The organism is Georgenia sp. AZ-5, assembly GCF_043952095.1.
Taxonomy (GTDB): Bacteria; Actinomycetota; Actinomycetes; order Actinomycetales; family Actinomycetaceae; genus Georgenia.
In genome coordinates, this window is sequence record NZ_JBINOU010000001.1 from 1,344,250 (window position 1) to 1,360,189 (window position 15,940).

Here is a 15,940-nt window from a genome sequence, read left to right on the forward strand (position 1 = left end):
TCCCGTGAAGCTGGAGCTGCAGGGGATCACCAAGACCTTCGGTCCCCTGGTCGCCAACGACCACATCGACCTGGTGGTCGAGCCCGGCGAGATCCACGCACTCCTGGGCGAGAACGGCGCGGGCAAGAGCACTCTGATGAACGTGCTCTACGGCCTGTACCAGCCCGACGGCGGGCGGATCCTGCTCGACGGCGAGGCCGTCGCCTTCAGCGGCCCCGGCGACGCCGTGGCGGCCGGCATCGGCATGGTGCACCAGCACTTCATGCTGGTCCCCGTCTTCACCGTCGCGGAGTCCGTGGTGCTCGGCTACGAGCCCACCGGCGGGGCCGGTCTCATCGACATCGCGGAGGCGCGTGGGCGCGTCAGGGAGATCTCGGACCGGTTCGGCTTCGACGTCGACCCCGACGCCCGCATCGAGGACCTGCCCGTCGGCGCGCAGCAGCGGGTGGAGATCATCAAGGCGCTCTCCCGCGACGCCAAGGTCCTGATCCTGGACGAGCCCACCGCCGTGCTGACGCCCCAGGAGACCGACGAGCTGATCGAGATCATGCGCCAGCTCAAGGCCAGCGGCACCTCCATCGTGTTCATCACCCACAAGCTGCGCGAGGTGCGGGCGGTGGCCGACACGATCACCGTCATCCGACGCGGGAAGGTCGTCGGCCAGGCCACGCCCATTTCCACCGAGACCGAGCTGGCCTCACTCATGGTGGGCCGGTCCGTCTCCCTCGGGGTGGCCAAGGAGCCGGCGCGGGCGGGCGACGAGGCCTTCCAGGTGCGCGGGCTGACCGTGCTGGACCCGACCGGCAAGGCCGTCGTCGACGACCTGACGTTCTCCGTGCGCCGCGGCGAGATCCTCGCCGTCGCCGGCGTGCAGGGGAACGGCCAGACGGAGCTCACCGAGGCCATCCTGGGCCTGGTCGAGCCGGTCGCGGGCTCGATGACGCTGGACGGCGAGGACCTCCTCGGCCGCGGGGTGAAGGACCGGCTGCGGGCCGGCATCGGGTTCGTCCCCGAGGACCGCTCGACCGACGGCGTCATCGCGAGCTTCTCGATCGCCGAGAATCTCGTGCTGGACATCTACGACTCCGAGCCGTTCGCCCAGGGCCTTGCGATGAGCCCCGCGGTGGTGCGCGCCAACGCCGAGAAGCGCGCCAAGGAGTTCGACATCCGGCTCAGCTCGATCGACGACCCCATCTCGACGCTCTCGGGCGGCAACCAGCAGAAGGTCGTCATCGCGCGCGAGATGTCCCGGACGCTGCGCCTGCTCGTGGCCTCCCAGCCCACTCGCGGCCTCGACGTCGGCTCGATCGAGTTCATGCACGAGCGCATCGTGGAGGAGCGGGACAACGGCACCCCCGTGGTCATCGTCTCCACCGAGCTCGACGAGGTCCTCGCCCTCGCCGACCGCATCGCGGTCATGTACCGCGGGCGCATCGTCGGCATCGTCGACGGCGGCACGGACCGCGACGTGCTGGGCCTCATGATGGCGGGCGTCCCGCTGGAGGAGGCCCAGGTCCAGGCGGCCGAGCACCGCACGGCCCTCGCGACGGCCGACTCCGTCGCCGACCAGGAGGGAACGCTGTGAGCGACTCCGAGATCGACAACCCCCGGCCGCCGGCGCACCCCGGCGACGTCGTCGCGGAGTCCGCAGAGGCCGAGGTCGTCCGCCGGCAGGAGCCGGCCGAGCCGACGCGCTCGGCGCAGCTCGTGCGCGACCTCCTCTCCGGCAGCTGGCTCGTCTCCGTGCTCGCCGTCGTCGTCGCGCTGGTCATCAGCGGGGTCCTCATCGCCCTCGCCGACCCGCGGGTGCTGGAGACGGCCAGCTACCTCTTCGCCCGGCCGAGCGACTTCTTCCTCGCCGTCTGGGACGCCGTCTACGGCGCGTACCGCGCGCTGTTCCGCGGCGCGATCTACGACTTCGAGGCCGACACCCTGGCCCGGGCCGTGCGGCCGCTGACGGAGACGCTGGTCTTCGCCACGCCGCTGATCCTCGCCGGCCTGGGCATCGCCGTGGCGTTCCGCGCCGGCCTGTTCAACATCGGCGGGCAGGGGCAGATCATCCTGGGCGCCATCTTCGGCGCGTACATCGGCTTCACCTTCGACCTGCCCGTCGTCCTGCACGTCACGCTCGCCGCGGTGGGCGCGGCGCTCGGCGGCGCGATCTGGGCCGGCATCGCCGGTCTCCTCAAGGCCCGCACCGGCGCCAACGAGGTCATCGTGACGATCATGCTCAACAACGTCGCGATCTACCTCATCGGGTACCTGCTGACCACCGCGGCGTTCAAGGTGCCCGGGTCGCCGTTCCCGAAGTCGCCGGAGATCCCGTCCGACTCCGCCACCTACCCGCTGTTGCTCGGCCCCTCGTTCCGGCTGCACGCCGGCTTCCTCGTCGCCATCGCGGCGACGGTGCTCGTGTGGTGGCTGCTCGAGCGGTCGACGTTCGGGTTCGAGCTGCGCGCCGCGGGCGCCAACCCCTCGGCGGCGCGCACCGCCGGCATCTCGGTCGGCCGGGTCACCGTGCTGACCATGGTGGTCGCCGGCGCGCTGGCGGGCCTGGCCGGCTCCGCGCAGATCCTCGGCACCGAACCGGCGCTGACCGCGGGCGTGGCGGCCAGCTACGGCTTCGACGCCATCACGGTCGCGCTGCTGGGCCGGTCACGGCCGCTGGGCACGTTCCTCGCGGGGCTGCTGTTCGGGGCCCTGCGCGCTGGCGGCGTGCTCATGCAGTCGGCCACCGCCACCCCGATCGACATCATCCTGGTGGTCCAGTCGATCATCGTGCTGCTGATCGCGGCGCCGCCGCTGGTCCGCGCGATCTTCCGGCTGCCCACGCCCGGGGCCGCCGCCCCGCGCAGGAGGACCGCCACCCCGGCCGTGAAGGAGGCTGCGGCGTGAGCGCTCCGACGACGACGGCCGTCGCGCCGCGTGAGTCCACCGCCGTCCTGGCGCCCATCTCGTGGAAGTGGCCGGTCATCTACGGCGTGCTCGCCCTGGCGGCGCTGGCGTTCTTCACGCTGCTGCCCCAGGGCGGCCGGGAGACCACCTTCCAGGTCTCGCGCCAGACGGACCTGGTGGCCATCCCCAACTTCTCCGTCCCCTCGACCGGGACCAACTGGGTCCTGTCGATCGTGATGGTGGCGCTGGTGGCGCTGGTGACCTGGCTGACCATGAACCGGCGCAAGGTGCCGGTGTGGGTGCCGGTGGTGTTCGGCGTCTGCTTCGTGCTGGCGTTCCTGGTGTGGTCGGGCGCGGGCGGGGAGAGCCTCATCCCGCTGACCACGCTGCTGCAGGGCGCGTTGGCGCTGTCGGTGCCGCTGGTGTTCGGCGCGCTGGCCGGGGTGCTGTGCGAGCGCTCCGGCGTCGTCAACATCGCGATCGAGGGCCAGCTCCTCGGCGGCGCGTTCTTGGCCGCCGTCGTCGCCTCGCTCACCTCCAGGGCCTACCTCGGCATGGTGGCCGCCCCGATCGCGGGCGCCCTGGTCGGGGCGCTGCTGTCGTTCTTCGCGGTGCGGTACTGGGTGGACCAGATCATCGTCGGCGTCGTGCTGAACGTGCTGGTCATCGGCGTGACCAGCTTCCTGTTCTCCACCCTCCTGACCGAGAACGCCGAGACGCTCAACGCCCGCCAGGGTCTCCCGCGCCTGCCGGTCCCCCTGCTGTCGGAGATCCCGGTCATCGGGCCGGTGCTGTTCAACCAGAACCTGCTCGTGTACCTGATGTACGCCGCGGTGGTCGTGCTGCAGATCTTCCTGTTCCGCAGCCGGTGGGGGCTGCGCGTGCGGGCCGTGGGTGAGCACCCCAAGGCGGCGGACACGGTCGGCATCAAGGTCAACCGGACGCGCGTGCGCAACACGATCCTGGGCGGTGCCGTCGCCGGCCTGGGCGGCGCGTTCTTCACCGTGGGTTCGGGCCTGGCCTTCGGCAAGGAGATGTCGGCCGGCAACGGCTACATCGCCCTCGCCGCGATGATCCTGGGCAAGTGGAACCCGACCGGTGCGCTGGCGGCGGCCCTGCTCTTCGGCTTCTCGAAGAACCTCGCCAACCTGCTCGGCACCATCGGCGCGCCCATCCCGTCCGACATCCTGCTCATGCTGCCGTACGTGGTGACCATCTTCGCCGTGGCCGGGTTCGTGGGCCGGGTGCGGGCGCCCGCCGCGGAGAACATCCCGTACATCAAGTGATAGGCGGCGGGCCGGGCTAGGGCCCGGACCGCCGAGCCGGTGGGCCGGACCCGACGGGGCCGGCCCACACCCGACCAGCCCGTGGGCCGGCGGCCCACGGGCCGCGCGTCCCGGAAGGAGCCGCACGGTGACCATCTCCGACGACACCTGGGCCGCGCTGCGCGCGCTGGCCATCGAGGCCATGGATCGCGCGTACGCGCCGTACTCGAAGTTCCCGGTCGGCGCCGCCGCGCTCGTCGACGACGGCCGCACGGTCTCGGGCTGCAACGTGGAGAACGCCGGCTACGGCGTGACGCTGTGCGCGGAGTGCGGGCTCGTGTCGGAGCTGGTCCGCAGCGGCGGCGGGAGGCTGGTGGCCTTCACCTGCGTGGGCGCAGGCGGCCAGGTGCTCGTTCCCTGCGGGCGCTGCCGGCAGCTGCTGTGGGAGCACGGCGGGCCGGAGCTGCTCGTCGAGCTGCCGAGCGGCGTGCACCCGATGACGGAGGTCCTGCCCGAGGCCTTCGGGCCGCAGGACCTGCAGGTGGGGGCGCGGGCATGAGCGAGCCCTTCGACGCGGTCGACGTGATCCGGACCAAGCGTGACGGCGGCACCCTGGCGCCTGCGCAGATCGACTGGGTGATCGACGCCTACACGCGCGGGGTGGTGGCCGAGGAGCAGATGAGCGCCCTCGCCATGGCCATCTTCCTCAACGGCATGGAACGGGCCGAGATCGTGCGCTGGACGCGGGCGATGATCGCCTCCGGCGAGCGCATGGACTTCTCGTCCCTGTCCCGGCCGACCGCGGACAAGCACTCCACCGGCGGGGTGGGGGACAAGATCACCCTGCCGCTGGCGCCGCTGGTGGCCGTCTTCGACGTCGCCGTCCCGCAGCTCTCCGGGCGCGGGCTCGGCCACACCGGCGGGACACTGGACAAGCTCGAGTCGATCCCGGGCTGGCGGGCCGCGCTGAGCAACGAGGAGATCCTCGCCCAGCTGGACCGCGTCGGCGCGGTCATCTGCGCCGCCGGCTCGGGCCTGGCGCCCGCCGACAAGAAGCTCTACGCCCTGCGGGACACCACGGCGACAGTGGAGGCGATCCCGCTCATCGCGAGCTCGATCATGAGCAAGAAGATCGCCGAGGGCACCGACTCGCTCGTCCTGGACGTCAAGGTCGGCTCCGGGGCGTTCATGAAGGACGCCGACCGGGCGGGCGAGCTGGCCCGCACGATGGTGGAGCTGGGCACCGACGCCGGGGTGCGCACGGTGGCGCTGCTGACCGACATGTCCACGCCCCTCGGTCTGACCGTCGGCAACGCGCTGGAGGTCCGGGAGTCCGTCGAGGTGCTTGCCGGAGGTGGGCCCGCGGACGTCGTCGAGCTCACGGTGGCGCTCGCCCGGGAGATGCTCGACGCCGCCGGGAGGCCCGACGCGGACCCGGAGGCGGCGCTCGAGGACGGCCGCGCGATGGACGTGTGGCGGCGGATGGTCGCCGCGCAGGACGGCGACCCCGACGCCGTGCTGCCCACCGCGCGACACACCGAGAACGTGCTCGCGGAGTCCGACGGCGTGCTGACGACGCTGGACGCCTACGACGTCGGCGTCGCCTCCTGGCGCCTCGGCGCCGGGCGGGCCCGCAAGGAGGACCCCGTCCAGGCGGTCGCGGGCATCGAGATCCACGCGAAGCCGGGGGAGCGGGTGCGCAAGGGGCAGCCGATCCTCACGCTGCACACCGACACGCCGGAGCGGTTCGAGCGCGCCCTGGAGGCGCTCGACGGCGGGATCGTCATCGACCCCGCCGGGGCCGAGGTCCCCGGGCGCCCCGCGACCGTGCTGGACAGGGTCGCCGGCTGACCCTGCGCCCGGGCTCTACGGGCGACGCACTTCACGGGCTCGGGGGCACGTGGCCGGGGCCGGTGGTGGGGCGCCGTCGGCGCGCGGCCGCGTCCTGTTTGACGCCCCCGCCGAGGTAGAACGTCTTGGCCGAGGTAGAACGTCTCGGCCGAGGTAGAACGGGGCAGCACGGCGTGGCGTTCTACCTCGGCGCAGAAGTTCTACCTCAGCATCGGCGCTACCTCGGGGGGCACGCGCGGCGGCTCGGAGAAGGCCCCGCGGCCGGGTAGCCGGTCCGGGCGTGCTCGGGCACGCTGGACGGCATGTCGCCGACCTCGCGGTTGTCGCTGAGCACCCTTCTCGCCCCGTTCTTCCGCCCCGTCCGTTCTGCCCGTGCCGACCGCGCCGTCACGGCGCCGGTCTCACGCGATGACGACGCGCAAGGCGCCGCGCCCGGCGTCCGGCCCGCGTCGTCCGCGGGCGGCTCGACCCGCGTGCCGGCACCCGGGGGCGCCGGCACCTCCAAGGGTGGCGCCCGCGCTGATACGGCCGCGCCGAGGGCGGAGGGCCTGCCGGTGACGCTCGGCGGTGCGCCCGCCCGGCAGGTGGACGGCACGACGTGCGGGTCCGCCGCCCTCGTCATGCTCGCCGCGACCGGTGACCCGGCGCTGGCGGGCTGGCTGCTGCACGGCTCGCTCCCCGATGCCCGGCCGCCGGAGATCCCGCCCGAGATCCCGTCCGACGGCGTGGGCCCGGCCGGCCGGTTCGCCGCGGCCCAGCGGCACGTCAAGGCGCGCACCAGCCGCCGTGGTCTCGGCCTGCTGCCGTGGCCGGGCGCGCTGGGCACGCCGCCGTGGACGGCCGCACGGGAGGCACGGTTCCCCGGTGTCCGGTACCGGTCCCTGCCGGTGGACGATGCGTCGTCGCGGGCGCGAGCGGTGCTCGCGAGCGTGTACGGGGCGACGCTGGCCGGTGCTCCGGTCCCGCTCTACGTCGGGGACGACCTCCGGCGCGGACCGGCCCGGGCGGTTCCGCGTCACGTGGTCCTCGCGGTGCCGCCGCCCGCGGACGTACCCCACCGTGGTCACGACGAGTCGGGGCAACCGCTCCTGCACCTCTACGACCCCTCCTCGGCGCGCGTGTACCCGGTCCGGGTGCACGAGCTGCTGGCTCGCCAGGAGCCGCATCGCGCGCTCGGTGGGTGGACCCACGTCAACTGGGTGGTGCTCCCCGAACCCGTGTCAGGGCACGTCAGCGGCGCGGGCTGAGGCCCGTTCGCCCGGGGCCAGGCGGATGGCGGCAGCCGCTCACGGGTCGGTCGGCGCCCTTGCGTCCGAGGTTGGGGCGCGGCACGCTGGCCAGGTCAGCGACCACCCCGAGGAGGCGTCATGAGCACTCAGCGACCCGACCCCACAGCCGAGACCGCTGCTGTCGAGCTCGACCCCGAGGTGCTCGGGGAAGAGCACGTGGTGGACGAGAACCTCGAGGCCGAGCCCGAGGAGTACGTTCCCGCGGTCGAGGTGGACGAGCCGATCCGGGAGGCCAGCCCGGCGGACGTGGCGGAGCAGATCGCCGAGGTGCCTGCTGACGACGACGAGGAGCTGCTCGCGGAGGAGGAGTTCTGACCCACCCGACGCCGTGACGGTCCGGCCGGGAGGGTGAACCTGGATCAAGCTGGTGAGCCCGTCCCCGATCGGTGTGCCGTCCGTCGGACCCCGCGGGTCTGGCCGTGGGCCGGAGGACGTCTGTCAGGCCGCGAGGCTTTGGCCGTGGGCCGGAGGACGTCCGTCTGGCCGCGCAGGTCTGGCCGTGGGCCGGAGGACGTCTGTCAGGCCGCGCAGGTCTGGCCGTGGGCCGGAGGACGTCTGTCAGGTCGCGAGGTCTGGCCGTGGGCCGGAGGACGTCTGTCAGGTCGCGAGGTCTGGCCGTGGGCCGGAGGACGTCCGTCAGGCTGCGGCGGCTCTGCTCCGATCAGGGTGCCGTCCCTCCGGATGAACACCCAGCGCCGCCTGCGGCGCTCGATCGCGATCCCGTGGGCGTGGACGTAGTCGTGGTGGTACCAGCACAGGAGTGTCCCGAGCTTGGTGTTCGTCGAGCCGCACTGCGCCCACCACCACACGCTGTGGTGGATCTCACCCTCGCCCGGCGGTGCGTTGCAGTGCGGGTACTGGCAGCGCTTGTCGCGAGCGATGATGGCCCGCGTCTGGGCGGCGCTGAATAGCCGCTCCTCGCGGCCGAGGTCCAGCACCTCCGAGTCCGGTCCGAAGACCACGCGGTGCAGGCCGCTCGAGCACGCCAGGCGCCCGAGGAGGGCCGGTGAGAGGGGTGTGCCGTCCTCGAAGGTCGCCGGCTCCGCGGTGGCCATCGCCGCCGGGTCCACCGCGGCCTCGATGAGCTCCGCTCCGTCGATGCCGCAGGTGCACCGTTCGTGCGTCGCCGGGGCGTCGGTGCCTCCACCCGCGTCCCGTGGGCCCGTTGCCGGCACGGATGAGGCCGGGGACGGGGGCGGGACGCCCCCACCCAGGAGGCTCCGGCGGCTGGACCGGTCCGTGCCGGTGAGGTCCTGCGGGACGCCGAGCGCGGCACCGGGATGGTTCGCGAGCCGGCAGCCGGGGCGGTGCTTGGGCGCGGAGGCCGCGGCCAGCCGCTGCAGCGTCTCGAAGGGCACGGTGACCGTCAGGTGGGGCCGGATCCGTGCACCGGGCCGGAGCGTGCCGGAGTCCAGCGCCAGCTGCGCGATGCCGACCAATGCGTTGGCCCGGCGCTGACCCGGCGTCCGCCTGTCCGTCCGCGACGGGGTGCCGGTACGTGCGCTCAGGGCTGTCAGGACGAGCTTGCCGCTGGTCTTGGAGAGCCACCCGCCAGGGACGTACCCGTCGGTCGTCTCCGACAGGAAGAACTCTTCGCGCGCGATGTCCTCCCTGTAGCGGCGGTCGGACGCGTCCGGGTCGGCCTGCAGTCCCCATTGCTGGACCGCTACGGAGAAGTCGGAAGCGTCGAGCTGGACGGCGTGCTCGAGGAGCAGGGCCTCACCGACCTCCGGGTCCCGGAGAAGGTTCTTGCGGGTGTCGGTGTCCGTGGTGTGACGCACCATGGCGTGGACGTGGTCGACGCTGATCCGTCCTGCGGCGAGCGCGCGGGCGGTGGCCGGCAGATGGTCTCGCAGTGCGCGTGCCTGACGGATCTCGCGGGCTGCCGCCGCGTGGTGCTTGCCCGATCTCGCGCGGTACCAGGCGGCGAGGGAACGCGCGCCGTCGAGCGCCCAGCTTCCGTCGGCCTCGATCACGGCCAGGGCCCGCGCAGCCAGCGCCTCGGCCTGCCGCCGCAGCCGTTCCACCTCGTCGAGTGCGGCGACCACCGTGGGGCCGGGCACGCCATGGAGGTCGACGGTGTTGAGCTCGGCCATGATCGCCCGTGCCTGGGCCAACCCGGCCTCGAGGGCGCCGGCAGGGGTTTCCACTTCGTCCAACAGGGACATCCGCCACCCCCTCGTCAAGAATCGCGCTTTCCGACCCGATGAACGAATGCTATCGAACGTATGTTCGACAACGCAAGAGCGTGAGGACATTTCAGTCAAAATTGTGGAAGAAGTGGCATCACGCGGCCGGTTAGCGATATCCACAGGCGCTTGTTGTGGAAAACCATGGCGCTAAGTGGTGTTTCGCTTTGACGCCGCACGTGCGACGTTGGAAACGCTAGCTCGCTCGGACCTGCGGGCGGGGTGCACCGTGCGCGATCGGTGCGCTGTGGTCCCAGACTATTTTGGATGTAAACCGACGAAAACAGTCCGCGCAGTGGCACAACCGGTCGACCGGCAGGAAAGCGATCTGTGCTGCTCTCGCGCCTGCCGCGCCGATACGGAGGATTGCTCGGGCCGTCCTCACGGGAATGGCTCATCGGGGTCGCACGCCACCGGAGTCGCAACGGCTTCTGGGCGATGTGCTGTGAGCGCGAACGGCCCCACACTTCATGAACAGACGCGACATGTGACCAAAGTCGGTGACGGATGCCGTCCGGTAATCGCACAATGCGGACATGACCGACCCGTACCCGACCGAGGCCCAGCTGGAATCCATCCGGGGATTCGTGGGGACGCCGCACGCCCTCGTCTCCCGGTTGCGCGAGATGTGGTGGCCGGAGGGCGACTACTACATCTCGGACGAGCTGATCCAGGACCACAAGGTCGTCGAGGTGCGGCTCGCGACAGGGGGCTGGTCCGGGAACGAGCAGATCGTCTCCGAGCTGCGCGGCACCTTCTTCTACCTGATCTACTGGCACATGACCCAGCGAGGTGGGCTGCACGCGTTCCACATTCCCGCCGAGCGCTACGACGCCGAGCAGGATCTTGGCTCGCTGCTGCCGGCGACACGCGGCTGACCGTCAAGCCTGGGTCCTCCCACCGCGCGGTCCGGATCGCCCCCGACGACCACGCCGCCCTCCGTGCCGGCTCGGCAGGGCCGGGGCCGCCCACGCCGCCCTCCGTGCCGGCTCGGCAGGGCCGGCGCCGCCCACGCCGCCCTCCGTGCCGGCTCGGCACGGGCCGGGGCCGCCCACGCCGCCCTCCGTGCCGGCTCGGCACGGGCCGGGGCCGCCCGCGACGGCTACCGTTGGACGCCGGACATGCCGAGAACGAACCACGCGCCAGAGACGCAGCTCCAGGAAGAGGAACGATGAGCCCGACCCGTACCGAGGTCGCCCGGATGGTCGACCACACCCTGCTCAAGCCCGAGTCCACCGCGGCCGACGTCGTCGCCCTGGTGGCCGAGGCGCAGGAGCTGGGCGCCTTCTCGGTGTGCGTCTCACCCAACCAGCTGCCGCTGACCGGAACCGGCGAGGTCAAGGTCGCCACCGTGTGCGGCTTTCCCTCCGGTGCCCACCATGCCGACGTCAAGGCCGCCGAGGCGGCACGATCCGCGGCTGACGGCGCGGACGAGATCGACATGGTCATCAACCTGGGACTGGCCACCACCGGTCAGTACGACGCGGTCCGTGACGAGATCGCGGCGGTCCGTGCGGCCGCCCCCGACGTGCTGCTGAAGGTGATCATCGAGTCCGCCGCCCTGACCGACGAGCAGATCGTCGCCGTCTGCCAGGCCGCGGAGACCGCCGGCGCCGACTTCGTGAAGACCTCCACAGGCTTCCACCCGGCGGGCGGGGCCAGCGCCCACGCCGTCGAGCTGATGGCGAAGACCGTGGGTGGCCGCCTGGGGGTGAAGGCCTCCGGCGGCATCCGCACCACCGAGGCGGCGCTGGAGATGATCGCCGCCGGCGCGACCCGCCTCGGGCTCTCCGGCACGCGCAAGGTCCTCGAGGGCCTCAGCGGCTGAGCACGCTGCAGCGTCAGGGCGCCCCGGGTCCACGTTCCCCGACGTGGGCCGGGGCGCGCGACGTTCGGTAGCGACGGTGCCCGGGAGGGCCACGGCTATGCCCCCCAGGACCTACGTGGCGCCCGCAGGACCTGCGACCGCGCCCGCAGGACTCACAGTGTCGCAGCCGCGGGACCTGAGACGTCGCCCGCACTACATGCCGACGGCGGCCGCGACGTCGGCGCGCAGGCGCTCCAGCCTGGCGGCGGCCACCCGGCGGGTGGCGGCGACGTCGTTCGGGTCCTCCACCGGCACGACCACCTCGAGGTAGCACTTGAGCTTGGGCTCGGTCCCCGAGGGCCGGACGATCACCCTGTCGTTCTGGGCGGTGACGTAGAGCATGCCGTCGGTGGGCGGGAGCTCCGCCGAGCCCAGGGCGAGGTCGGTCGTGGTGACCACCCGCGAGCCGGCGAGCGTCGCCGGCCCCGAGCTGCGCAGCCGCGTCATCGCCTCCGCGATGCGGGTCAGGTCCTCCACGCGGATGGACAGCTGGCTCGTCGCGTGCAGGCCGTGGCGGCGCGCGAGCTCGTCCAGCGCCTCGACGAAGCTGGACGCCGAGTCGCGCAGCTGCGCCGCCAGGTACGCCAGGCGCAGCGCCGCCGAGATGCCGTCCTTGTCGCGGACCGCCTGAGGGTCGACGCAGTACCCGATGGCCTCCTCGTAGCCGAACACCAGACCCTCGGTGCGGGCGATCCACTTGAAGCCGGTCAGGGTCGTGCGGTGCTGCAGGCCGTGGGAGTGAGCGATCCTCTCCAGCAGGCGGGAGGAGACGACGGAGCTGGCGAGCACGCCACGACCCGTGACTGCCGCGGCGGCCCCGGTCTGGGCACCCAGCAGCGCGCCGATCTCGTCGCCCGTGAGCTGGCGCCAGCCCCCGGGGACGGAGGGGTCCGGCACTGCCATCGAGCAGCGGTCGGCGTCGGGGTCGTTGGCGAGCACGAGGTCGGCGTTCACCGCCCGGGCCAGCGCGAGGGCGAGGTCGAGCGCGCCCGGCTCCTCCGGGTTGGGGAACTTCACGGTGGGGAAGTCCGGGTCCGGCTCGGCCTGCGCCGCGACGACGTGCACGTCGCCGAACCCGGCGCGGCGCAGGGCCTCGGCCGCCGTGGCCCCGCCGACGCCGTGCATCGGGGTCAGCACGATCCGCACGTCCCGGGTGTGCCGCGCAGGGAGCAGCGAGACGACCCGGCGCAGGTACGCCTCGCGCACCTCGGGCCCGAGCACCTCCCAGCCGCTCTCGGCGAGCGCCACCTCGTTGGCCGGCCCCACGGCGGCGATCTTCTCGGCGATCCGCGCGTCGTACGGTGGCACGATCTGCGCGCCCTGGCCGGCACCGGTGACGGCGCGGCCGCCGAGGTAGACCTTGTAGCCGTTGTCCTGCGGCGGGTTGTGCGAGGCGGTCACCATGACGCCGGCGTCGGTCCCCAGGTGCCGGACGGCGAACGCGAGCACCGGGGTGGGCAGCGGCGCGGGGAGCAGCCTGGCGCGGCCGCCCGCGGCGGTGACGACGGCGGCGGTGTCCCTCGCGAACTGGGAGGAGCCGTGCCGGGCGTCGTAGCCGATGACCACGGTGAAGTCGGGGCCGACCTCCTCGGCGAGGAACGCCGCCAGACCCGCGGCGGCCTGGATGACCACCGCACGGTTCATCCGGTGCGGCCCGGCACCCAGCGCGCCGCGCAGCCCCGCCGTGCCGAACTCCAGGGGACCGGCGAAGCGGGAGTCGAGCTCCGCCTGCGCGACGTGCGCACCGTCGTCGCCCCGCTGGGCCCGGGCGAGCAGCTCGGTGAGCTCGCCCCGCGTGGCGGGGTCGGGGTCGGCCGCGATCCAGGCGCGGACGGTCTCGGCGGTGACGGTCATGGTGCTCTCCTCGGGTGCCGTCGTCGGGGCCGGCGTGCGGTGTGCGCGCCCCGGCGTGGTGCGGTGCGGTGCCCCGCCGCCGGCGGGTGCGGTGGGCGGGTGCGTGCGGGTGCCCCTGCGGGCGGGTGCGGTGGGCGGGTGCGTGCGGGTGCTCCTGGTGGCGGGCGGCGGTGCGGCTCCGCGCCACGGTGGGGTGGCTCGTCAGCTCTGACAGGGAGCGCCGCCCCGCCGCCCGTCACAGACGCCGGACGATCTGGGCGAGCAGCCGCGAGATGCGCGGCCCGGCCGCGCGGCCGGCCTCCAGCACCTCCTCGTGAGAGAGCGGGGCGGGGGAGATCCCGGCCGCCGCGTTGGTCACCAGCGACAGCCCGAGCACCTCGAGACCCGCGTGCCGGGCGGCGATCGCCTCGAGCGCCGTCGACATGCCGACCAGGTGGCCGCCGATCCGGCGGGCCATCTGGACCTCGGCGGGCGTCTCGTAGTGCGGGCCGGGGAACTGCACGTAGACGCCCTCGGGCAGCGACGGGTCCACCTCGCGCGCGAGGTCGCGCAGCCGCGAGGAGTACAGGTCAGTCAGGTCCACGAAGGTGGCGCCCTCGAGCGGCGAGCGGCCCGTGAGGTTGATGTGGTCGGAGATGAGCACCGGCGTGCCGGGCGCCCACTCCTCCTCGAGCCCGCCGCAGCCGTTGGTGAGCACCACCGTCGAGGCGCCGGCGGCCGCGGCCACCCGCACGCCGTGGGCGACGGCGCGCACGCCGCGGCCCTCGTAGTAGTGGGTGCGCGCCCCGATCACCAGGGCGTGCTTGCCGCTGCCCTCGATGCGCACCGACGTGAGGTGGCCGCCGTGGCCGACAGCCGCCGGGGCGGAGAAGCCCGGCAGGTCGGTCGCCGGGAGCTGCGCGACCGTCTCACCGAGCAGGTCGGCCGCGCCGGCCCAGCCAGAGCCGAGCACGAGCGCCACGTCGTGGCGCTCGACGCCGGTCCGCGCGGCGAGGTGCCGGGCGGCGTCGGCGGCGACGGCGAACGGGTCGATGGCGGGGTCGTCGAGCTGGCCCACGGCGGGGGCGTCGTCCTGCGCGGTCATGGCACGACGCTACCGCTAAGGCGCATGCCGTCCGAGTTCGGCAGAATGACTCGGCGTGAGCACCGCAACCGGCCCCGTCCCCCCGCCCACGACCGAGCTCGTCGGCCCGCCGCCGGGGGAGCCCGTCACGCCGCAGGCGCCCGAGCAGCGCCGGGCCCCCGAGCCCGGCGCGGGTGGCTCGCCGGTCCTGGAGGGCTCCCGCGTGGTCATCATCGGCGGCGGCCCCGGCGGCTACGAGGCCGCCCTGGTGGCCAGCCAGCTCGGTGCGCACGTCAGTGTCGTGGAGCGCCAGGGCATGGGCGGCTCCGCGGTCCTCACCGACGTGGTGCCCTCCAAGACCCTCATCGCCACCGCCGAGTGGATGACCCTCACGGAGCAGGCCGGCGAGCTGGGCATCGGGGCCGACGGCGGGCCCGACGGTCAGGCGGGCACCCTGCGCGCCGACATGGACGTCGTCGACCGGCGCGTGCGGCGGCTGGCCGACAAGCAGTCCAGGGACATCCGCACCCGCCTCGAGCGCGAGGGCATCAGGGTTGTCGAGGGCACCGGCCGGGTGGACCCGGAGATCAGCCCGGCCGGCAGCCGCCGGGTGCACGTGGCCGAGAACGACGGCGGCACGCAGGTCCTCGAGGCGGAGGTCCTCCTCGTCGCGACCGGCGCATCCCCGCGCGTGCTGGACACGGCGAAGCCCGACGGCGAGCGCATCCTCACGTGGGCGCAGATGTACAACCTCACCGAGATCCCGGAGCACCTCGTCGTGGTGGGCTCCGGCGTCACCGGCGCGGAGTTCGCCAGCGCGTACAACGCGCTCGGCGCCGAGGTCACCCTCGTCTCCAGCCGGGACCGGGTGCTGCCCGGCGAGGACGAGAACGCCGCCGAGCTGATCGAGGGCGTCTTCCTGCGCCGCGGCATGCACGTGCTCTCGCGCTCGCGGGCCGCCGGGGTGCGCCGCGTGGGAGACGGCGTCGAGGTGGAGCTCACCGACGGGCGGGTCGTGAAGGGCTCGCACTGCCTCGTCGCGGTCGGCGGCGTGCCCAACACCGCCGGGATGGGCCTGGAGGAGGCGGGCGTGTCCCTGACCCGCTCCGGGCACATCGAGACCGACCGGGTCTCCCGCACCCGCGCGCCGCGGATCTACGCCGCCGGCGACTGCACCGGCGTGCTGCCGCTGGCCTCCGTGGCCGCCATGCAGGGCCGCATCGCCATGTGGCACGCGCTGGGCGACGCCGTCGCGCCGCTGAACCTCGACACCGTCGCCGCGAACATCTTCACGGCGCCGGAGATCGCCACCATCGGCGTCACGCAGAAGGCGATCGAGGCCGGCGAGGTCGACGGCGCCATCACCCGGCTGCCGCTGGCCCGCAACCCGCGCGCGAAGATGCTGGGCATCAAGGAGGGCTTCATCAAGCTCTTCTCGGACCGCTCCACCGGCACGGTGCTCGGCGGGGTGGTCGTGGCGCCGCGCGCGGGGGAGCTGATCTACCCGATCAGCCTCGCGGTGGCGCAGCGCCTGACGGTGGACCAGCTCGCCAACGTCATCACGGTGTACCCGTCGCTGACCGGCTCCATCGCGGAGGCCGCCCGGGTGCTGCACCGCGCCTGACGGCGCCGGCCACGCGGACGGCACGGGCCCCGCCCGCCGACGG

The 15,940-nt window shown here is 73.4% G+C and carries 13 protein-coding genes; 10 read left to right on the forward strand and 3 right to left on the reverse strand.

The genetic code is table 11. From position 1 onward, the window contains the following. Positions 1-4: 4 nt before the first annotated feature. From ACF0H8_RS06395 to ACF0H8_RS06425, 7 genes are all read left to right on the forward strand, one after another. On the forward strand, positions 5-1,585 hold the full coding sequence (locus ACF0H8_RS06395) for an ABC transporter ATP-binding protein (protein ID WP_395288130.1): 1,581 nt from the start codon (positions 5-7) through the stop codon (positions 1,583-1,585). Continuing rightward, entirely contained in the window at positions 1,582-2,895 is a 1,314-nt protein-coding gene (locus ACF0H8_RS06400; RefSeq protein WP_395288131.1) for an ABC transporter permease, read from the forward strand. The genes ACF0H8_RS06395 and ACF0H8_RS06400 overlap by 4 nt, the downstream gene beginning before the upstream one ends. Further along, a complete protein-coding gene (locus ACF0H8_RS06405; protein ID WP_395288132.1) occupies positions 2,892-4,181 on the forward strand; it encodes an ABC transporter permease in 1,290 nt (429 codons plus the stop codon). Before ACF0H8_RS06400 ends, ACF0H8_RS06405 begins: the two co-directional genes overlap by 4 nt. A 127-nt stretch (positions 4,182-4,308) precedes the next feature. Beyond that, the gene (locus ACF0H8_RS06410; RefSeq protein ID WP_395288133.1) at positions 4,309-4,719 is read left to right on the forward strand and encodes a cytidine deaminase; all 411 of its coding nucleotides are present in this window, start codon (positions 4,309-4,311) and stop codon (positions 4,717-4,719) included. Further along, the gene (locus ACF0H8_RS06415) at positions 4,716-6,011 is read left to right on the forward strand and encodes a thymidine phosphorylase (protein ID WP_395288134.1); all 1,296 of its coding nucleotides are present in this window, start codon (positions 4,716-4,718) and stop codon (positions 6,009-6,011) included. Before ACF0H8_RS06410 ends, ACF0H8_RS06415 begins: the two co-directional genes overlap by 4 nt. Before the next feature lie 302 nt (positions 6,012-6,313). Then, positions 6,314-7,258 (forward strand): hypothetical protein, encoded by a 945-nt coding sequence (locus ACF0H8_RS06420; protein WP_395288135.1) that lies wholly within the window; start codon positions 6,314-6,316, stop codon positions 7,256-7,258. A 120-nt stretch (positions 7,259-7,378) separates the two neighbouring features. Further along, on the forward strand, positions 7,379-7,615 hold the full coding sequence (locus ACF0H8_RS06425) for a hypothetical protein (protein WP_395288136.1): 237 nt from the start codon (positions 7,379-7,381) through the stop codon (positions 7,613-7,615). A gap of 203 nt (positions 7,616-7,818) precedes the next feature. Here ACF0H8_RS06425 and ACF0H8_RS06430 read toward each other — a convergent pair whose 3' ends face one another. Beyond that, a complete protein-coding gene (locus tag ACF0H8_RS06430; protein WP_395290826.1) occupies positions 7,819-9,450 on the reverse strand; it encodes a DUF222 domain-containing protein in 1,632 nt (543 codons plus the stop codon). 575 nt (positions 9,451-10,025) lie between these two features. Between ACF0H8_RS06430 and ACF0H8_RS06435 the strand changes: the two genes are divergently transcribed. Together ACF0H8_RS06435 and deoC are read left to right on the forward strand one after the other, a co-directional pair. Further along, positions 10,026-10,367: a hypothetical protein gene (locus tag ACF0H8_RS06435; RefSeq protein ID WP_395288137.1), complete on the forward strand. Its 342-nt coding sequence runs from the start codon at positions 10,026-10,028 to the stop codon at positions 10,365-10,367. Between the two features lie 293 nt (positions 10,368-10,660). After that, complete coding sequence (gene deoC, locus ACF0H8_RS06440) at positions 10,661-11,317, forward strand: deoxyribose-phosphate aldolase (protein ID WP_395288138.1); 657 nt, start codon at positions 10,661-10,663, stop codon at positions 11,315-11,317. Positions 11,318-11,509: 192 nt separating this feature from the next. On the opposite strand, the gene ACF0H8_RS06445 is transcribed toward deoC, so the two are convergent. Together ACF0H8_RS06445 and ACF0H8_RS06450 are read right to left on the reverse strand one after the other, a co-directional pair. Beyond that, entirely contained in the window at positions 11,510-13,210 is a 1,701-nt protein-coding gene (locus ACF0H8_RS06445; RefSeq protein WP_395288139.1) for a phospho-sugar mutase, read from the reverse strand. A 235-nt stretch (positions 13,211-13,445) separates the two neighbouring features. Continuing rightward, the gene (locus ACF0H8_RS06450; RefSeq protein ID WP_395288140.1) at positions 13,446-14,294 is read right to left on the reverse strand and encodes a purine-nucleoside phosphorylase; all 849 of its coding nucleotides are present in this window, start codon (positions 14,292-14,294) and stop codon (positions 13,446-13,448) included. Positions 14,295-14,496: 202 nt separating this feature from the next. Between ACF0H8_RS06450 and ACF0H8_RS06455 the strand changes: the two genes are divergently transcribed. Next, complete coding sequence (locus ACF0H8_RS06455) at positions 14,497-15,897, forward strand: NAD(P)H-quinone dehydrogenase (RefSeq protein ID WP_395290827.1); 1,401 nt, start codon at positions 14,497-14,499, stop codon at positions 15,895-15,897. The last annotated feature ends 43 nt before the right edge of the window (positions 15,898-15,940 follow it).